Annotated in this window: 9 protein-coding genes; 6 read left to right on the plus strand and 3 right to left on the minus strand. The window is 65.8% G+C overall.

Annotated features, from left to right (window positions below):
• Window positions 1–19: 19 nt before the first annotated feature.
• The 4 genes from HY57_RS21650 (at window position 20) to HY57_RS13325 (ending at window position 4,678) form a co-directional block, all read left to right on the plus strand.
• Entirely contained in the window at window positions 20–286 is a 267-nt protein-coding gene (locus HY57_RS21650; RefSeq protein ID WP_144240831.1) for a hypothetical protein, read from the plus strand.
• Between the two features lie 244 nt (window positions 287–530).
• Window positions 531–1,463: a LysR family transcriptional regulator gene (locus HY57_RS13315; protein WP_019467529.1), complete on the plus strand. Its 933-nt coding sequence runs from the start codon at window positions 531–533 to the stop codon at window positions 1,461–1,463.
• A gap of 431 nt (window positions 1,464–1,894) precedes the next feature.
• Window positions 1,895–2,419: a hypothetical protein gene (locus HY57_RS13320; RefSeq protein WP_144240832.1), complete on the plus strand. Its 525-nt coding sequence runs from the start codon at window positions 1,895–1,897 to the stop codon at window positions 2,417–2,419.
• A gap of 174 nt (window positions 2,420–2,593) precedes the next feature.
• Window positions 2,594–4,678: an FUSC family protein gene (locus HY57_RS13325; protein ID WP_019467527.1), complete on the plus strand. Its 2,085-nt coding sequence runs from the start codon at window positions 2,594–2,596 to the stop codon at window positions 4,676–4,678.
• 306 nt (window positions 4,679–4,984) lie between these two features.
• On the opposite strand, the gene HY57_RS13330 is transcribed toward HY57_RS13325, so the two are convergent.
• The gene (locus HY57_RS13330; RefSeq protein ID WP_019467526.1) at window positions 4,985–5,458 is read right to left on the minus strand and encodes an Lrp/AsnC family transcriptional regulator; all 474 of its coding nucleotides are present in this window, start codon (window positions 5,456–5,458) and stop codon (window positions 4,985–4,987) included.
• A gap of 164 nt (window positions 5,459–5,622) precedes the next feature.
• Here HY57_RS13330 and ald point away from each other — a divergent pair, with 164 nt between their 5' ends.
• Both ald and tssA read left to right on the plus strand, forming a co-directional pair.
• Window positions 5,623–6,741, plus strand: coding sequence for an alanine dehydrogenase (ald, locus tag HY57_RS13335; protein ID WP_019467525.1), 1,119 nt, complete (start codon window positions 5,623–5,625; stop codon window positions 6,739–6,741).
• Between the two features lie 191 nt (window positions 6,742–6,932).
• Window positions 6,933–7,985 carry a type VI secretion system protein TssA gene (gene tssA, locus HY57_RS13340; protein WP_038581068.1) on the plus strand — a complete coding sequence of 351 codons (1,053 nt, stop codon included), beginning with the start codon at window positions 6,933–6,935 and terminating at the stop codon, window positions 7,983–7,985.
• Window positions 7,986–8,016: 31 nt separating this feature from the next.
• Here the strand turns inward: tssA and HY57_RS13345 are convergent, their stop codons facing one another.
• Together HY57_RS13345 and HY57_RS13350 are read right to left on the minus strand one after the other, a co-directional pair.
• Window positions 8,017–9,114 carry a hypothetical protein gene (locus HY57_RS13345; protein WP_019467523.1) on the minus strand — a complete coding sequence of 366 codons (1,098 nt, stop codon included), beginning with the start codon at window positions 9,112–9,114 and terminating at the stop codon, window positions 8,017–8,019.
• A gap of 6 nt (window positions 9,115–9,120) precedes the next feature.
• On the minus strand, window positions 9,121–17,616 hold the full coding sequence (locus tag HY57_RS13350; protein WP_019467522.1) for a beta strand repeat-containing protein: 8,496 nt from the start codon (window positions 17,614–17,616) through the stop codon (window positions 9,121–9,123).
• Window positions 17,617–17,625 lie beyond the last annotated feature (9 nt).

Below are 17,625 nucleotides of genomic sequence, written 5' to 3' on the forward strand. Positions count from 1 at the left end.
GCACCGACGGTGCGCCCCCTTGGGCGGTGATATCCAAAAACTCAATACGGCTTTTGCGCCAACTTCCTCGTCTGGCACCTGCCATGGCGTGGTGTCGCAAGAGCATCAACGGCAACGGCTGCTGCTGAAAATGTCGACACGCCAGGACCATGTCAGGGCGGCCGCCATGCTGCCCATTTGTGACGTGGATCACAAGATGTCTTTGGTCATCTCCATGCCGGCCATGAGCCCACTTCATGCCGGGCGGCGTCGCAAAAGATTGCGCATCACTGGCAAGCCGCCATGACCGTCAAAGGTTGAGGCATCCGCCCAGCGGAGCGGCCAGAGGCCTTGTGAAACAGGACTCTCAGCCCACCCGTTGCCCCGGTTGCGGCCTGGAACTGCATGGCTGCTAGTACCATAGGCGCAGGTACACGGCCGACACCCCCTCGCCGTGCTTTCTTTCTGCATGAAGGCGATACCGCAAGGCGGCTCGTCGCCCTCGCACGTGCTTCTGCATCGGCAACCCGGCAGCAACGACCCACCTCATCATGGAACCTTATCGATTCGGCGATATCGCCGCCTTCGTGGCGGCTGTCCGCTCCGGCAGCTTCACTGCCGCCGCCACCGGGCTCGGGCTTACGCGCTCCGCCGTGGGCAAGAGCATCACGCGGCTGGAAAGCCAGCTCGGCGTGCGCCTGCTTCATCGCACCACGCGCAAACTGAGCCTTACCGACGAAGGCGCGGTCGTGTATGACCGCTGGCGACAGATCCTGGAAGAGCTGGAAGACGTGGATGCCACCATGGCGCTGCGCCGCAGCCACCCCACGGGCACGCTCAGGCTGATGGTGCCGCCATCGCTCGGGCGGCGCCATGTGCTGCCGGTGATCCATGACTACCTGAAGCAATGGCCGGAACTGCGTGCGGAGCTGTGGTTCACCGATCGCTTCGTGAGCCTGATCGATGAAGGCTTCGATATTGCCGTGCGCATCGGTGCACCCAAGGACGACTCGCTGATCCTGACGCGCACCGTGGCATGGCAGCAGTTCATCGTTTGCGCATCGCCCGAGTATCTCGCGCGGCGTGGTGCGCCACTGAAGCCGGACGACCTGGCCGATCACGACACCATCGTCTACATCAACGCGGAGCGGCCACGGCCGTGGCGCCTGCAGACGGAAGGCGGTGCTTATCTGTACGAAGGCCCCGGACGGATCAGCGTCGACAACTCCGAGGCGATACGCGAATCGGCACTCGCCGGATTCGGGCTTGCGCATCTTGCGGATTACGTGATCGGCGATGACCTGCGGGCGGGTCGGCTGGTGGAAGTGTTGCGCGCGTATCGCCCGCCGCCGGATCCCATTCGCCTCGTCTATCCCAGCAAGCGGCACCTCACGCCCCGCACCCGTGCATTCATTGATTTTCTGGTGGATCGCTGGGCCGCGGGCGCGCCATGGGAGTCGGCGGCCATGAACATTGGGGACTGACAGGACCCTATGACGGGCGCCACCAGTGATTTATCGAAGATGGCGATTCGATGACACTGGCGCCCCTCGCTGATCCCTGCACGTTCAAGCAATGACTGCTTCTGTGTTTACCGCGCGATCATCGCGCTGCACTGGCCTGATGCCAGCGTCGTGCACGCCGGGCATGCCCGCCATCGTTGGTGGCACGGCCCGGGCGCCCGGACACCCCGGCCATCCGGGCGCGCCCGCCGGCTGACGTCCCTCCCCCTTCCCCGAACAGACAGGTCACGCACCACGTGACGACACCTGCGTCGCACGGGCTTCTGCGCCCTGTGGCCGTGCCTGCCCATGCATCGATTTTCCCGGGAACGCGAGTTGTCCGGCGAACCGATGCACCCGCAACGCGCGGCGCGTGCCGTGCCTCCCCGTCGACATAAAAGAGAACCTAAGCCATGCCTATCCCATCCCGACTGATCGCCTTTGCCTGTGCCGCCGCCATGTTGCTGCTGACCGGTTGCCACGCCACCGTCGATGCGCGCTGGGCAAACTCCGACGATACGGTCGACCACTGGAAGAAGGCCATGCCGAGTCTGCCGGTGGAAGTGCGCGGCGCCTTGCCCGGCGCCACCAACCAGCAGATCGCGCAGGTCATTCCGAACGCGAAAACCATGGATGGCAGCGCTGGCACCCTTGTTTCGCCGCGACTGGTGGTGGAACTGGGCGAGCCCGCCAAGCCCCGTGATGATGCCTATTGCGCCAAGCCCGCCCCGGCCGTCGCAACGGGTGGCTCGCCGGCCCAGCAGACCATGACGTTGACGATTTGCGATGGTGCGCGACTGGTGGCCACGTCGAGCAAGCCACTCGATGTTGCCCATACGCCCGTGTCGGAACTTCCCAAGCGCCTGGATAGCCTGAAGAAGCTCGCGCTGATCGGCATTGCACACACACAGACCGAGGCATACCAGATCCAGGGCTGATCCGGCCCGGCCATCCCCGCGTCAGCGGCGGGGCCGCGCATGTGATGCCGCACGGACGCCGTGCGGCATCCGTCGCTTCTCGGCACCCGTGATGCCGTCTCTCCATTTCTTAGCAGCAAGGACACGATGAGCGCGGCAATCACGGTTCGCCCAGGCATGCGGCGACGCTCCCGCATGAGCCTTTTCCTGACGGGCGAACGGCAAGCCTGGATCTTCGTGTTCAAGTGCCTGCTGGCGTTCTACCTCACGGCCTGGCTGTCGATGCTGCTCCAGTTGCAGCAGCCCGCAACGGCCATGATCACCGTGGCCATCGTGATGCATCCGCAGCGCGGCATGGTGCTGGCCAAGAGCTTCTATCGCGCCATCGGCACCGTCACCGGCAGCCTGTTTGCGCTGCTGCTCATGGCGCTCTTTCCCCAGCAGAGTGAGTTGCTGGTGCTCAGCCTGTCGCTGTGGGTGGGGCTGTGCTCGGGTGGCGCCGTGTTCCATCGCAACTTCCGGGCCTATGGCTTTGTGCTGGCGGGTTATACCGCCGCGGTGGTGGTGCTGCCGGCCGCCAGCGATCCTCACCGCATCTTCGACACGGCGATGCTGCGCGTCAGCGAGGTGATGCTGGGCATCGTCGTCGCGGCACTGGTCAGCGATATGGTCTGGCCCGAGGGCCTGCGCGATGTCCTGCAGCGCACCGAGCGCGAGCACTATGAAGACTTCATGGCGTTGGCGCGCGAGAGCCTGCTCGGCAGCATCCCGCGGGCGCAGCTGGAGCAGGCGCACCTGCGCTGCGTCCGCGCCGCCGTACAGCTGGAAGATCTGCGTGCATCGGTAGTCTTCGAGGATCCACAGGCGCGCGCACGCAGTAGCCGCATGCGACTGTTGAATTTGCGCTACATGGCCGCGGCGACCAGCTTCCAATCCCTGCACCACCTGATCAACCGGCTGGAGCGCGGCCACCACGGCCGTACGGCGCAGGCGCTGATTCAGCTCTACGCCCCTGTTGGGGAGGCGCTTGCGCCCGCTGGATCGCTTGCGCCACGACCACTCGCCGCCCGGCTCGATGCCTGCGAAGAACGGCTTCAGGTACGGGCGGCGCAGTTGCGCGCCACCCTCCGGCAGGAGCCGGATCTGCTGCTGGAATTTGACAGCGGGGCCACCCTGCTGCGTCGTTTCGCCGGTGAGCTGTGCGATTTCGTGGCGCTCGAGGCCACACTGCGCGACACGCAAGGGCACCTGCCTGGCGCCTCGGAGCGCGTTGTGTTCAGGCGTTCCAATGACCGCGTTGCCGCGCTTATCGCTGCGGCGCGCACGTTCTTCACCATGCTTGGCCTTGGCGCGTTCTGGCTGATGACTGCCTGGCCTTCGGGCACCACGGCCATGCTGCTGGCCACCTTGTTCAGCGGACTGCTCGCGACCACCAGTGCGCCTGTCGCCGCCACCGCCAATACGCTGGCCGGCTTCGCGCTGGGCGCGCTCGCCTCGTATGTGTCGGCGTTCGTGTTGCTGCCCGGTGGCGATGGCTTCGTCATGCTGGTCCTGGGCACCCTGCCCTTGCTGATGATCGGCCCCTACCTGACCACCCGCAACGCCACCCTGCCGGGCGTGGGCACCGGCTACACGCTGGGCTTTGTGCTCATGCTTGCGCTGAAGAACCCGATGACGTACGAGTCGGAACGCTTCATCAACGAAGCGCTGGCTTCATTGTTTGGCCTGATGGTCACCGGCATGGCCTTCATGGTGATACCCGCCGTGGTCGGCACCCGCTGGTTGTGGCGGCGCCAGATGCAGCAATTGCGTCGCCAGGTGCAACGGGCGGCAACGGCGCCGATGCCCGGCCTGCTCTACGCGTTCGAAAGCGGCCACCGCGATCTTTTTCACCAGATCGTGCAGCACACCCGGCATGGCAGTGCGTCGTCGCGAAGCCTGATGGCATGGGGATTGGCGATACACGAGTGCGGCCGCGCCCTGCTCGAACTCCGGCAGGACATGGAAAGCGCGGCGCTGCCGCCAGACGTGCGCGCCTTGGCACAGCAAGCCGTGCAGGCGCTGGCACAGCTCTATGATGAGCCGGACAAGGCCCGGTGGACGCAAGCCGATCGCGCGGTGGAGTGCGCCATCGTGCGAGTGTGCCACAGCCTGCCGAGGGCGCGCGCCAGCTGCCAGCCTGTCCTGTCCCATCTGCTGCAGTTGCGCAACGCCCTGCGCGACGACGAATCCGCACTGGCGCCGTACATCGTCGGACATGCCGACAACCGGCGCGCCTAGTGTTTCGTTGCGCGCGTGGTCGCCCTCCCCTAAGAGCCGCAAACAAAACGTAGTGACATCTCCCATCCGTCATTCCGGCGAAGGCCGGAATCCAGTGGCGAAGACATGGCGTGGTTGCGATAGCCGGCCATGTTTTTTGGGGCGCCTTGCGAAAACCTACGACAGAGGCCACTGGATTCCGGCCCACGACGCGAAGCTAGTCCCTGTGGGGCGCCGGAATGATGAAACTGGGGTCCCGCGGGGTTTTGTTGGCAGCTCCAAGGCCCTTGCCGACGCCCCGCCTTCACCAGGCGTCGCGAGCACCGCTCACACCGGCAGCATGGTGGTCTTCTTGACCGTGCGCAGTGCCAGCGTGGATTGCACACGGACCACGCCGGGGAGCTGGGTCAGGATCTCCGTGTGGATGCGTTCGAAATCCGCGGAGTCCGCATACGCCACGCGCACCATGTAATCGGCAGCGCCGGCCAGCAGGCAGCACTCGGTGACTTCCGGGTGGTCCTGGATGGCGGCTTCGAATGAGTCGAGCGCCGTGCGCCCCTGCTGGTCCAGTGTGATCAGCACGAAGGCCGTGCCCGGCAGCCCCGCGGCCTTTTCGTCCACCAGCATGACGTAGCGGGAAATGAGTCCGCGCTCCTCCAGCAATTTCACGCGGCGCAGGCATGCCGAGGGGGACAAATTGATCTGTTGGGCGAGCTCCAGGTTGGTCAGTCGACCGTCCTGCTGAAGCAGCCGGAGGATCGCCCGATCCCGGTCGTCAAGGGCGAATTCTGATTGCAGCATAAGATTTCATGAAATATCCAAAAAGTCGCCAACTATTCTACAGCGAACCCATTCGCCATGAATAATCCGCACTTTATTGCTTGATATCTCAATCATACTGCTGCACCGGCGCCCACCCCGGTGGGTCCGCAACCTTTCCTACCCAGCTAGAGAGCATTCAAGCCATGCGCATCGGTGTGCCGAAAGAAATCAAGAACCACGAATACCGCGTGGGCCTTATCCCGTCGTCCGTGCAGGAGCTCGTGCACAACGGTCACCAGGTGATGGTGCAGGCGGGCGCTGGCCTGGGTGCCGGCATCACCGACGCCGACTATGTCGCGGCGGGCGCCTCCATCATCGAGAGCGCGGACCAGATCTTTGCCGACGCCGACATGATCGTGAAGGTGAAGGAGCCGCTGGCCGTCGAGCGCAAGAAGCTCCGCAAGGGCCAGATCCTGTTCACCTACCTGCATCTCGCTCCGGATGCCGAGCAGACCAAGGACCTAATCGATTCGGGCGCCATCTGCATCGCCTACGAAACCGTGACCTCGCCCAACGGCTCGCTGCCGCTGCTGACGCCGATGTCCGAAGTGGCCGGCCGCCTCGCTCCGCAGGTCGGCGCGCATTCGCTGGAGAAGGCCCAGGGTGGTCGCGGCGTGCTGCTCGGCGGCGTGCCGGGCGTGCCGGCGGCTGAAGTGGTGATCCTGGGTGGCGGCGTGTCCGGCACCCATGCGGCCACGATTGCTGTGGGCATGGGCGCCAAGGTGACCGTGGTCGATCGTTCGGCCGATGCCCTCAAGCGTCTGGCTGCCCAGTTCGGCACCGCCATCTCCACCGTGTTCTCCACCCGCGCAGCCATCGAAGAGCTGGTGCGTCGCGCCGACCTGCTGATCGGCACGGTGCTGGTGCCGGGTGCCGCCGCGCCGAAGCTGGTGACGCATGACATGGTGCGCACCATGAAGCCGGGTTCGGTGATCGTGGACGTCGCCATCGACCAGGGCGGCTGCGTGGAAACCTCGCACGCCACCACCCACTCCGACCCGACCTACGTGGTCGACGGCGTGGTGCACTACTGCGTCGCCAACATGCCGGGCGCCGTGGCCCGCACCTCCACCTTCGCGCTGAACAGCGTGACCCTGCCCTTCACCCTTGCACTGGCCAACCAGGGCTGGAAGAAGGCGCTGGCAAACGACGTGCACCTGCGCAACGGCCTGAACGTGAGCGAAGGCCAGGTGACCTGTGAGCCGGTGGCCCTGGCCCACAACCTGCCGTACGTGAAGGCGGAAACCGCGATCGGCCTGTAAGTCATCGCGCTGCGTTGCCTTCCTTCGCATGACGAGGGAAGCGCAACGGCGTCATTTGGCGGGCACCTTCGGGTGCCCGCTTTTTTTGTGCCCGACGCCAGCAAGCGCGACGCGGCGAGCGACACGAAATGACGGGTGCCATCCCCCGGTGCTGCTTACCATGACGTGCAGGCTCAGCGAGTGTGGACATCATGGCGATCTACGATCTGGAACCTCTGCTGGCCCCGATCTCCGATGACGCGCCCTCGGGTGAGAACCTGGAATATGACGCCGATTTCCTCGCCCTGGAGCGGGCGGCGGCAACCAAGGCGGAGCGCGTCGTCGGCGACAGCGTCAAGCAGGCGGAAGAGCCCGACTGGGTCCGCGTGGCGGAGCGCTCGCAGGCCCTGCTCGCACGATCCAAGGACCTGCGCCTTGCTACGCACCTGACCGCCGCATGGACGCGCACGGCAGGCATCCCCGGCTGGACCGCAGGCCTCGCCCTGATCCGCGGGCTGCTCGAACAGCACTGGAGCACCGTCCATCCACAACTGGACGCCGAGGACAACGACGACCCGACCTACCGGGTCAACTCCGTGGCGCCCATCAGCGATCCCGTGGGTCTGCTTGGCCATGTTCGCACCACGCCCTTCGTGCAGTCGCCGCGACTGGGCCGCTTCAGCCTGCGCGATCTGCGCATCGCCAACGGCAGCCTGAAGACCGCCGACGCCCAGTCGGTGGATGGCGGCGAGCTGCCAACACAGACCGAGATCGAAGCCTGCTGCATGGATTGCCCGTATGAGCAGCTGGCCGAAACCACGGCGGCTGCAGCGGAGGCCCTGGAGCATGCCAAGGCGATCGATGCCATCTTCATGGACCGCGTAGGCACGGCCGGCCCGGAACTGAAGCCGTTGCTCAGCGACGCCCATGAGCTGAAAAGTTTTCTTGAAAGCCAGCGCAGCCTGCGCGCGCCGCAAGCATCGACGGATGACATGGCCGCGAATGAAGCGGCTGCGCAGGATGCGGGCACGGTCAGCGCGGGCGCGGTGCAGGCACAGGGCATCCAGGGCCCGCAGGATGTGTTGCGCTGCCTGGACGATCTTTGCGACTACTACGCACGCAAGGAGCCCTCCAGCCCGGTGCCGCTGCTCCTGCGTCGCGCCCAGCGCCTGGTGGGCAAGAACTTCCTCGACCTGCTGAAAGACCTCGCACCCGGCGGGCTCGGCGAACTGCAGGTCGTCTCCGGACAAGGCGACGACGAATAGCCGTCACGCTGCGATCGGCGCACGCGCCGGCTCAATAGAAGCCCGTGCACGCATTGGCCGCACTGCGCAGCACCAGTTGCCGCACGGCCGGATTCCACTGCAGCGACAACCCGCCCGGCAGGCCGGCGGTGATGGCGGCATCCGCCGGTTGCGCGATGGGGCTAATCCCGGCCTGGCTGCCATCGGCGTAGGTCACCTGGGCGGACAGCGTGTAGCCAACGGGCGTTGGGCAGGCATCGGGTTCCACCTGCGCGACCTGTGTCGCGCCATAGGCCGTCAGCGCCGGCAGACTCCCGGTTTTTGCAGGCTCTCCGCCGGGCTGCGGGGAGCAGCGGGCATCCAGCGTGTAGGTCACGGCAAACCGTGGCGCGGGCGCGATCTGCAGCACACCCAGCGCCTCGGGCTGTGCTACGCAGCCCACCAGGAATGCCTTGCGCTGGCTTTTGACATGCAGCACATAGCTGCCCGGCGTGAGGCCGCTTCCAGCGGGTAGCGTCAGCTCGATGCGGCCCGGCTGGGCGTTGGTGACGGTGGGCTGTACGGCGGAAGGTGTGCCTTTTTCATCGGTGGCGGATACCTGCGGATCAGCGCATTGCGCATCGGCAAGGTTCCTGCCTGCCAGGACTAGGTGCTTATCCCCTTCCCCGCTACGCACCGCGAAGATCGCGCGTCGGTCCGGCGTCTCCACGGACTCGACCACCGGCGGCGGCGCGGACGGCGCATCCCGCGCATCCGCCAGTCGATCGACGGTCAACGCCAGTGCCTGGGCCATGACGGCTGCGTCGCCATCAAGGCAATGCGTGCAGCTATCCATGAGGGCTGCCGTGCGCATGGCCGCGGCATGTGCGCGCATGGCTTGTGCGCGACGCGCGTCGCCCATCAGGTCCACCGGCTGCGCGGCATCCGTGCCCAGGCTTTTTTTCAGGGCTTCCTGCCATTGCGCCAGGCGCTGCGACACCGTCTTGAGTGGCTCATCGGGATGCAGCTGGATGCGCGTATCCAGCTTCTGCTGCGCATCCTTCAACTCGGCGATGACTGCACTGCCCGTCAGTCGCGGTCCGGTCTGGGCCGTGGCGGTCGTGATGACCGCCAGCGCGAACAGTGCCAGACAGAAGCTCAGGCTGCGCATGGGTGCTCAATCACTCTGGCAATCGGCGCTGTCCTGCGGATCGCAGGCCTGCTGGTCGGGCGGCAGGCGGATACCGGAAGGCACGATGCCGTAGGCGCGATAGCTGGCTGTGATGATGCTGGCGTCGATATACGAATCCAGGTGGTTGTTGCCGTTCTGCGCGTGGCCGCTCGACATGGTGATGGGCACGTTGATCGACAGCAGGCCAAAGTCGGGCAAGGCATTGCCCTCGCGATCCAGTGCATAGAAATACGCGGGTGGAAGGCCGATGGATTCGACCAGATACGGCAAGGTGCCAAATTCATAGATGGGTGCCGTCGCCAGGCCGATATGGCCACTGGCGGCAAACGTGCCCTGGCTGTCGTAGAGCGGTGTGGTGCCGGCCTGCAGCAGGTCGCCATGCAGCACCGACAGATAGAGCGGCGACGTGCCCGCGTTCACGGTGTAGCTGCTGCCGCCCACGGAGGCGAGGGTCAGCGTCGGGCCGTTGGTGAGGCTGAACCCTGCGAGTGAGGCAAAGCCACCCAGCGTGCCGATGTGGTTGGCGATGGGCTGGTCTTGCGTGCCCAGCGATGTCGTGCCGCCCGCGTTGCCACTCAATGCCGTGGCGATCAGGCTGCCGGAGGTATTTTCGCTGATCGCCCCCGCCGCATTGAGCGCCACGTGCTGGCCGCTCAGCGTGCCGGCAATGTCCAGATCGCCGCTCTGCGTGGTGAGCGATACATCGCCGCTGCTGAGCAGCGGACCGGCCACGATCAACCCACCCGCATTGGTCAGGCTGAAACCGTTGGCGCTGAAACTGCCCACGTTGCGCACCTGGTTGGACTGGCCCAGGCTGGTTGCCCCCGCCGAACTGCCATCCAGCAGGGCCGCATTCAACAGGCCCGCACTCTGGTTGATGGCGCCGTGGCTGCTGAGCAGGTTCAGGCTGTTTGCTGCCGTGATGGTGTTGCCGAGGTTGAGGCCGGTGCTTCCCGATAGCGTGACGTTCGCGCCGCTCAGGTCGGCGGCCGTGCTCAGCGCGCCGCCGCCGGAGGTCAGCAGCAGATCCGCGCTGCCCGTTGTGATCGCGGTGCCCGGCAGGGTCAATGTTCCGCCAAGGGAAATCAGGCTGACGGCGCCGTTCGGGCCATTGGACAGCGAGGCGATGCCCAGGTCGTCGGCGTTGGTGATCGCGATGCCCGTGCCGATGGCCGTCACCGGTCCATCCAGGCGGTTGCCGGTGTTGGTCAGCGCGATGCTGCCGGTGCCGGCGTTGAAATAACTGCTGCCTCTGACGTGGAGCGGAGCGGTCTGCCCTATCGCCGGATCGTTGCTGATGATGCTCAGGCTGCCGTTGATCTGACTCGCCCCCAGCGTCAGCGGGCCGCTGTTGACGATCTGCGTGTTGCCCCCGGTCAGGCTGAGCACGCTACCAAGATGGTTCGCGGTATTCGTCAGCGTGATGGCGTTGCCACCTGCATTCAACGTGGCCGCACCCTGCACCTGCAGGGCGCCGCTCTGCGCGATGGCGGCGCCATTGGTGAGGCTGAAGTTGCCGCCGCTGCTGTAGCCGCCCAGAAGGCCAATCTGGTTGGCCTGGGTCAGCAGGGTGTCGCCCGAGGAGCCTCCCGTCAAAGTGCCTGCCGTCAGCGTGCCGGCGGTCTGGTTGACGTTGCCGGCGCCTGTATTCAGGGTCACGGCCTGGCCACTGACGGAGCCAGCCAGCGTGAGGTTGCCGCTGGTACCCAACGTCATGTTGCCGCCACTGGTCAACGGGCCGGATACCGTCAACGCACTCGCATCGCCGAGGCTGAAATCACCGCCACTGCTGTAGCTGCCGACGTTGCCGATCGTGTTCACACCCAGCGTCAGCGAGGTGGCGCCGGAGGAATGGCCGCTCAGCGTGTTCGCCGTAAGCGTGCCGCCGGTTTGGTTCACCGCCCCGTTGGCCGCGATGAGCGACACGTCCGTGCCACTCATCGCGCCCAGCAGTGTCAGGTCGCCACTGTGGGTGGTCAACGCCACGCTGCCGGTGCTGGTCAACGGTCCGGCGACAGTCAGCGCGCCGGCATTGGTCAGGCTGAAGCCGTTGGCGGCGAAGCTGCCGAGCTGCGTGATCTGGTTGGCCTGGGTCAGTGCCGTGGTGCCCTGCGAGCTGCCTGTCAGCAGCGGGGCTTTCAGCGAGCCAGCTGTCTGGGTGATCGCGCCGTTGCTGCTGGCGAGATTGAGTGACTGGCTGGCCGAGACATCGTGTGCCAGCGTCATGCCCTGGCTACCCGACAGCGAGACATGGGCACCATTCAGTGCGCTTGCGGTGGCGAGCACGCCGCCAAGCGAACTAAGGGTCAGATCCGCCGCGCCGGTGTCGATCGCCTGGTTCGGCAGGTAAAGCGTGCGGCCCGCGATCAGGCGAATGGCGCCGTTCGTGCCATCGCTCAGTGCTCCCATGTGCAGATCGCCGCTGCTGCCGATGGCGATGCCCGTGCCCGTGGCGTTGACGGTCGACCCGAAGGCATTGCCCGGGGACATCAGCGCGATCGCGCCGCTGCCGGCGTTGAAAGTGCTGGTGCCCATCACGCCCAGTGCGCCTGTCTGGGTGATGGCGGCATTGGCCGCGCTCGCACTGAGGTTGCCCGACACCGTGCTGGCGCCCAGATCCAGCGCAACAGCATTGTTGATCTGCACATTCCCGCCGGTCAGGCTCACCGCACCCAGCAGGCGGTTGCCACTGCCCAAAGTAATGGCGCCGGCACCCGCGTTGAATGTGCTCTGCCCCGAAACGCTCAGCGCACCGGCCGTCTGCGTGATCGCCGCGTTGCTGGTCGTGGTTGCGGTCAGGTTTCCTGAAATGCTGCTGGTGTCCAGCGTCAGGACGCCAGCGTTGTTGATCAGCGTGTTTCCGCCGGTGAGGCTTACCGCACCGCCCAGCGTGTTATTGTTGCCGAGCGTAATGGCGTTGGTGCCCGCGTTGAGTGTGGTCTTGCCCTGCACCGCCAGCAGGCCCGACTGAGCGATCGCCGCGCCGTTGGCCAGGTTGAAATCACCGCCGCTAGAGTAGTTCCCGAGGCTGGTGATCCTGTTGGCAGCCTGGTCCAGCGTCGTACTGCCGGTGGATGCGCCGCTGAGCGTGCCGGTGACGATGCTGCCACCGGCACCTTCGGTCACGGCGCCGTTGACGTTCAAGGTGACCGCACTGCTGCTCAATGGCCCGGTAATGGCCAGTGCCGTGCCATCGGCCAGGCTGAAGCCGTTCGCCGAGAAACCGCCAAGCTGCGCAATGGCGTTGTTGGCCTGGGTGAGCGCGGTGCTGCCGCCCGAGCTGCCGCCGAGGCTCGCCGTGGCGATGCTTCCCGATGTCCCCTCGCTGATATTGCCTGCGGCATCAAGCGTGACCGTGCTGCCGGTGACTGCACCATTCAGCGCGAGGTCGCCGCTCTGCACGCTCAGCGCCACGCTGCTTCCGCCACTCAAGGTGCCGGCAACATTCAACGGGCCGGCATTGTTCAACGCGAAGCCGTTGGCGATGAAGCCATTGAGCTGCGTGATCTGGTTGGCCTGTGCCAGCGACGTCGCACTGGTTGACTTGCCCGTCAACGTCGCTGCGGTCAACACACCCGCCGACTGGGTGATGGCCGCGCCGTACAGCCCCAGGGCGCCGGTGGCGTTGACGTTGGCATTCAGGCCAAGTTGATTGCCGGCAGTCAGCGTGACGTTGGCGCCGGTCACCGCGCCGGCCACCGTGAGATCGCTTCCGCCCGTCGTGGTCAAGGCGATATTGCCACCGGTGCCCGTCAGCGTCCCGGAGACGGTCAGCGGGTTGGCATCGGCCAGACTGAAGCCGTTGCTCGCGTAGTTGCCCAGGGTGTTGATCGCGTTGGTGGGCTGGTTCAGCGATGTCGCGCCTGCGGACTGGCCGCTCAGCGTGTTCGCCACCAGCGTGCCCGCGGTCTGTGTGATCGCGCCGTTGCTGCTGGTCAGCGTCAGGTTGCGTGCCGCCGTGATGTTGTTGGCGAGCGTGACGCCCTGGCTGCCCGACAGCGAGACGTTGTTGCCAGCCAGGTTTGCCGTCGTTGTCAGCGGGCCGCCAGCGGAAACCAGCGTCAGGTCCGACGTGCCGGTGTTGATCGGTGTGGATGGCAGGGACAAGGTGCCGCCGGACATCAGGTTGACCGCGCCATTCGCACCATCGGTCAAGGTGCCCATGATCAGGTTGCTCTGACTGGCCAGGGTGATGCCGGTGCCGATCGCGTTGACCTGCGTGCCGAAGCTGTTGGCCCACTGCCCCGATCCATTCGCATAGGCCAGCGTGATCGGCGCAGCGCCTGCATTGAACGTACTCGCGCCCGACACGGTGAGCGCACCGACCTGTGTGATCGCCGCGTTGGCGGTTGTCGCGGTCAGATTGCCCAGCACGTTGCTGGTGTTGAAGCTCAAGCCACGATCGTTGTTGATCTGTGTACTGCCACCGGTGATGCCCACGGCGCCGTGCAGGTCGTTGTTGAGACCCAGCGTGATCGTGTTGTTGCCGGCATTGAGCGCGGTATTGCCCTGCACCACAAGGGCACCTGTTTGCCCGATGGCCTGCGCGTTGGTGAGACTGAAGTCGCTGCCGCTGGTGTAGCCGCTGATGGTGCCGACCTTGTTGTTGCCTTGGGTCAGCCATGTCGCACCGGCGGATTGGCCGGTCAGCGCGCCCGCGTTGAGTGCACCGCCCGTTTGTGCGACGGCGCCATTCGTGCTGACCAGGCTCAAGGTATTGGTCGCATTGACGTTGTGGGCCAGGCTGATGCCGAGGTAGCCAGACAGCAAGACGTTGGCGCCGGACAGGTCCACTAAGGGAGCCAGCACGGCGTACGAACTCAACGCCAGATCCGCGGTGCCGGTGTTGATCGGGGCGCCTGGCAGGCTCAGCGCGCCATGGAGCGAGACAAGACTGACCGGGTTGTTCAGGCCAGGGCTCAGGCTGGTGATGTCCAGGTTGCCGCTGTTGGTGATGGCGATGCCGCTGCCGGTCGCACTCACGCCTTGCTGCAGTTGATTGCCGTTGGTGAGGACAATGGCGTTGCTGCCCGCATTCAGCGCGGTGGCTCCGGCGACGGTCAGCGTGCTGCCCGTGCCCTGCGCAATGGCTGCACCATTGGTCAGGGTGAAGCCGCCGCCACTGTTGTAGTTGCCAAGACTGCCGATCTGGTTGCCGGATTGGGCCAGCGTGGTATCGCCAGACGAGCCGCCCGTCAGCACGCTGGTGGAAAGCGTGCCACCCACTCCTTCACTGATGGCGCCGCCAGCATTCAACGCAACGCTGGCGCCACTCACTGCGTTGTTGATGACCAGGTTGCCGCTCTGGGTCGTCAGCGCCACGCTGGCACCGCCTGTCAGTGCGCCGGTGACCTGCAGCCCGCTCGCGTTGACCAGGCTGAAGCCGTTGCTTGTATAGGTGCCCAGCGCACCGATGACGTTGGTGGGCTGCGTCAACGACGTAGCGCCCGTTGACTGGCCGGTCAACGTGGCGGCCTTCAGTGTGCCCGCCGACTGGGTGACGGCGGCGCCGTACAGTCCCAGGGTGCCGGTTGCCGTGACGTTGGCACCCAGGCCAATCGTGTTGCCGCCCGTCAGGCTGACATTGGCACCGCTCACCGGGCCACTCACGGACAGGTTGCCGCCCGTGCTCACCGCCAGGTTGCCACCCGTGCTGTAGTTGCCCAGCGCGCTGATCGCATTGCCGGTCTGGGTCAGCGTGGTGGGGCCGGAAGAGCCGCCGCTCAGCGTGCCCGCCGTGAGCGTGCCACCGGCCTGGGTGACGGCGCCCGCATTCGCGTTCAAGCTCACGTTGGCGCCACTCACCGCCCCGTTCAAGGTCAGGTCGCCGCTGGTGGTGGTCAGCGTCACGGCGCTGGTGCCGGACAATGTGTTCGTGACGCTCAGTGCCTGGGCATTCTTCAGGTTGAACCCGTTGGCGGAAAAGCCGTTGAGTTGCGCAACCTTGTTGTTGGCCTGATCCAGCGTTGTGCTGCCACCCGAGCTGCCGGTGAGGCCGCTCGCGGTCAGGCTGCCGTTGATGCCTTCGCTGATGGCGCCCGTGACATTCAACGCGACGTTGCCGCCACTCACCGCGCCATTCAGGGCCAGGTTGCCGGTGTCGCTCAGAGCAAGATCACCGCCGCTGTTGTAGTTGCCCAGGGCGCTGATTGCATTGCCGGCCTGCGTCAGCGTGGTGGCGCCGGACGAGCTGCCGCTCAACGTGGTCGCGGTGAGCGCGCCCCCGGTCTGACTGATCGCGCCACCGAGCGCAGTCAGCGTGACGTTGTTGCCGCTCACCGCGCCATTCAGTGTCAGGGCGCCACTGGTGGCCAGGGCCAGGTCACCGCCACTGGCGTAGTTGCCCAGAGTGCTGATCGTATTGCCGGCCTGGGTCAGTGTGGTGCCAGCAGAAGAGCCGCCGCTCAGCGTGCCCGCCGAGAGCGTGCCGCCCGTCTGGTTGACGGCGCCCGCACTCGCATTCAACGCCACGTTGGTGCCACTCACCGCCCCGTTCAAGGTCAGGTCGCCGCTGGTGGTGGTCAGCGTCACGGCGCTGCCGCCAGACAATGTGTTGGTGACGTTCAGCGCCTGCGCATTCTTCAGGCTGAAGCCGCTGGCGGAAAAGCCGTTGAGCTGCGCAATTCGGTTGTTGGCCTGATCCAGTGCCGTGCTGCCGCCCGTACTGCCGGTGAGGCCGCTCGCCGTCAGGCTGCCGTTGACGCCTTCGCTGATGGCGCCCGTGACATTCAACGTCACGTTGTTGCCAATCACCGCGCCATTCAGAGCCAGGTTGCCGATGCTGCTCAGCGCAAGATCACCGGCGCTGACGTAGTTGCCCAGGGCGCCGATCGCATTGCCGGCCTGCGTCAGCGTGGTGGCACCGGACGAGCTGCCGTTCAACGTGGCCGCGGTGAGCGCGCCTCCGGTCTGACTGATCGCGCCACCGAGCGCAGTCAGCGTGACGTTGTTGCCGCTCACTGGGCCCGTCAGTGTCAGGGCGCCACTGGTGGTCAGGGCCAGGTCACCGCCGCTGGTGTAATTGCCCAGGGCGTTGATCGCATTGCCGGTCTGCACCAGCGAGGTAGCGCCGGAGGAGCCGCCACTCAAACTGGCTGCGCTAAGCGCGCCTCCGGTCTGATTGATCGAGCCACCGAGTGCATTCAGCGTGACGTTATGGCCACTTACCGCACCATTCAACGTCAGGCCGGCGCTGGTAGCCAAAGACAGATCGCCGCCACTGGCGTAGTTGCCCAGCGTGCTGATCGCATTGCCGGCCTGGGTCAGCGTGGTGGTTCCGGCCGAGCTGCCAGTCAACGTGGCGGCGCTGAGCGAGCCGGCGGTCTGGGTGATGACGCCTTGCGAGGTCAGCGTCGTGGGGCTTGCGCCTGAATTGATCGTCGCGCCAAGTGTCAGTGCGTTGCCGGTGAGCGACACGCCACTGCCCGCCAATCCGGTGGTGGACATGCTTCCACTCACATTGACGGCCTGGTCGCTGGTGATCGCCACGCTTCCCGCGGTGCCGCCCGTGGCAGCATTGGCGGACATCGCGTTGGTGCTCACAACGCCACCACCATTGCCAATCAGCTGCACCGTGCCGCCCGCGCCGCTGTTGATGGTGCTGATGCCATCCGCCTTGATCACGCCGCTGTTGTTCACCATCTGGGTGAACAGGCCTGGCGTGGCGGATGCCTGCAGTACCACCATGCCTCCGCTCGACTGCAGCAGACCAGCGTTGTCCACCGCCGTGCCCGAACCCGACGCGAGTGCACCGGTCACCGTGACATTGATCAAGTTGTTGCCGTCGAAATCGAGGGTGGCGTGATCAGCGCCATCCAGGAAGATGTGGCCGGCGTCGGCCAGGATATAGCCGCTATTGCTCACGCTGCCGCCGACGAGCACGACACCGCCGCCACTGGCCGCGCTGATCGTGCCCTGATTGACGATGCTGCCCGTCGCGGTGCCTTTGTCCAGGTGGAACGTTTGCGCGCCGCCGGCCAGCGTCGCAGGATTCATGTCCAGCGTACTGGCCAGCAGGCCACCGACATTCACACTGGCCGAACTGCCGAACACGATGCCGGCCGGGTTGATCAGGAAGACCTGGCCATTGGCGTTGAGGCCGCCGAAGATCTGGCTGGCCGTCGGAGAGCCCGAGCCAATGCCTATGCGGTTGAGCGCAATCGCGTTCGCACCGGGTTGAGCGAAAACGACGTTGGCGTTGGAAGCAATATCGAAGCTGGTCCAGTTCATGGCGAGCTGGGCCGACGTCTGGGTCACCGTCAGTGTCGTGCCCGTGGTGTTTACCGTTGCCGTGCCGCTGACGATGCTGTTGCCCGTCGGCAGGGTGCCGGCGGCAGGCCCTGCGGCCACGGCTTCGCCACACGGCAGCAGCGAACCCGCCACCATGCCGAGCAACGACAGGCTGACCGGCAGCGCCTTGCGCTTCAGGCGTGGCAACAAGGAGGATGCGGGGTGACGCGTGCGGTCATGGGTACGGTTCATGGTCGTCTC

Source organism: Dyella japonica A8 (genome assembly GCF_000725385.1).
Taxonomy (GTDB): domain Bacteria; phylum Pseudomonadota; class Gammaproteobacteria; order Xanthomonadales; family Rhodanobacteraceae; genus Dyella; species Dyella japonica_C.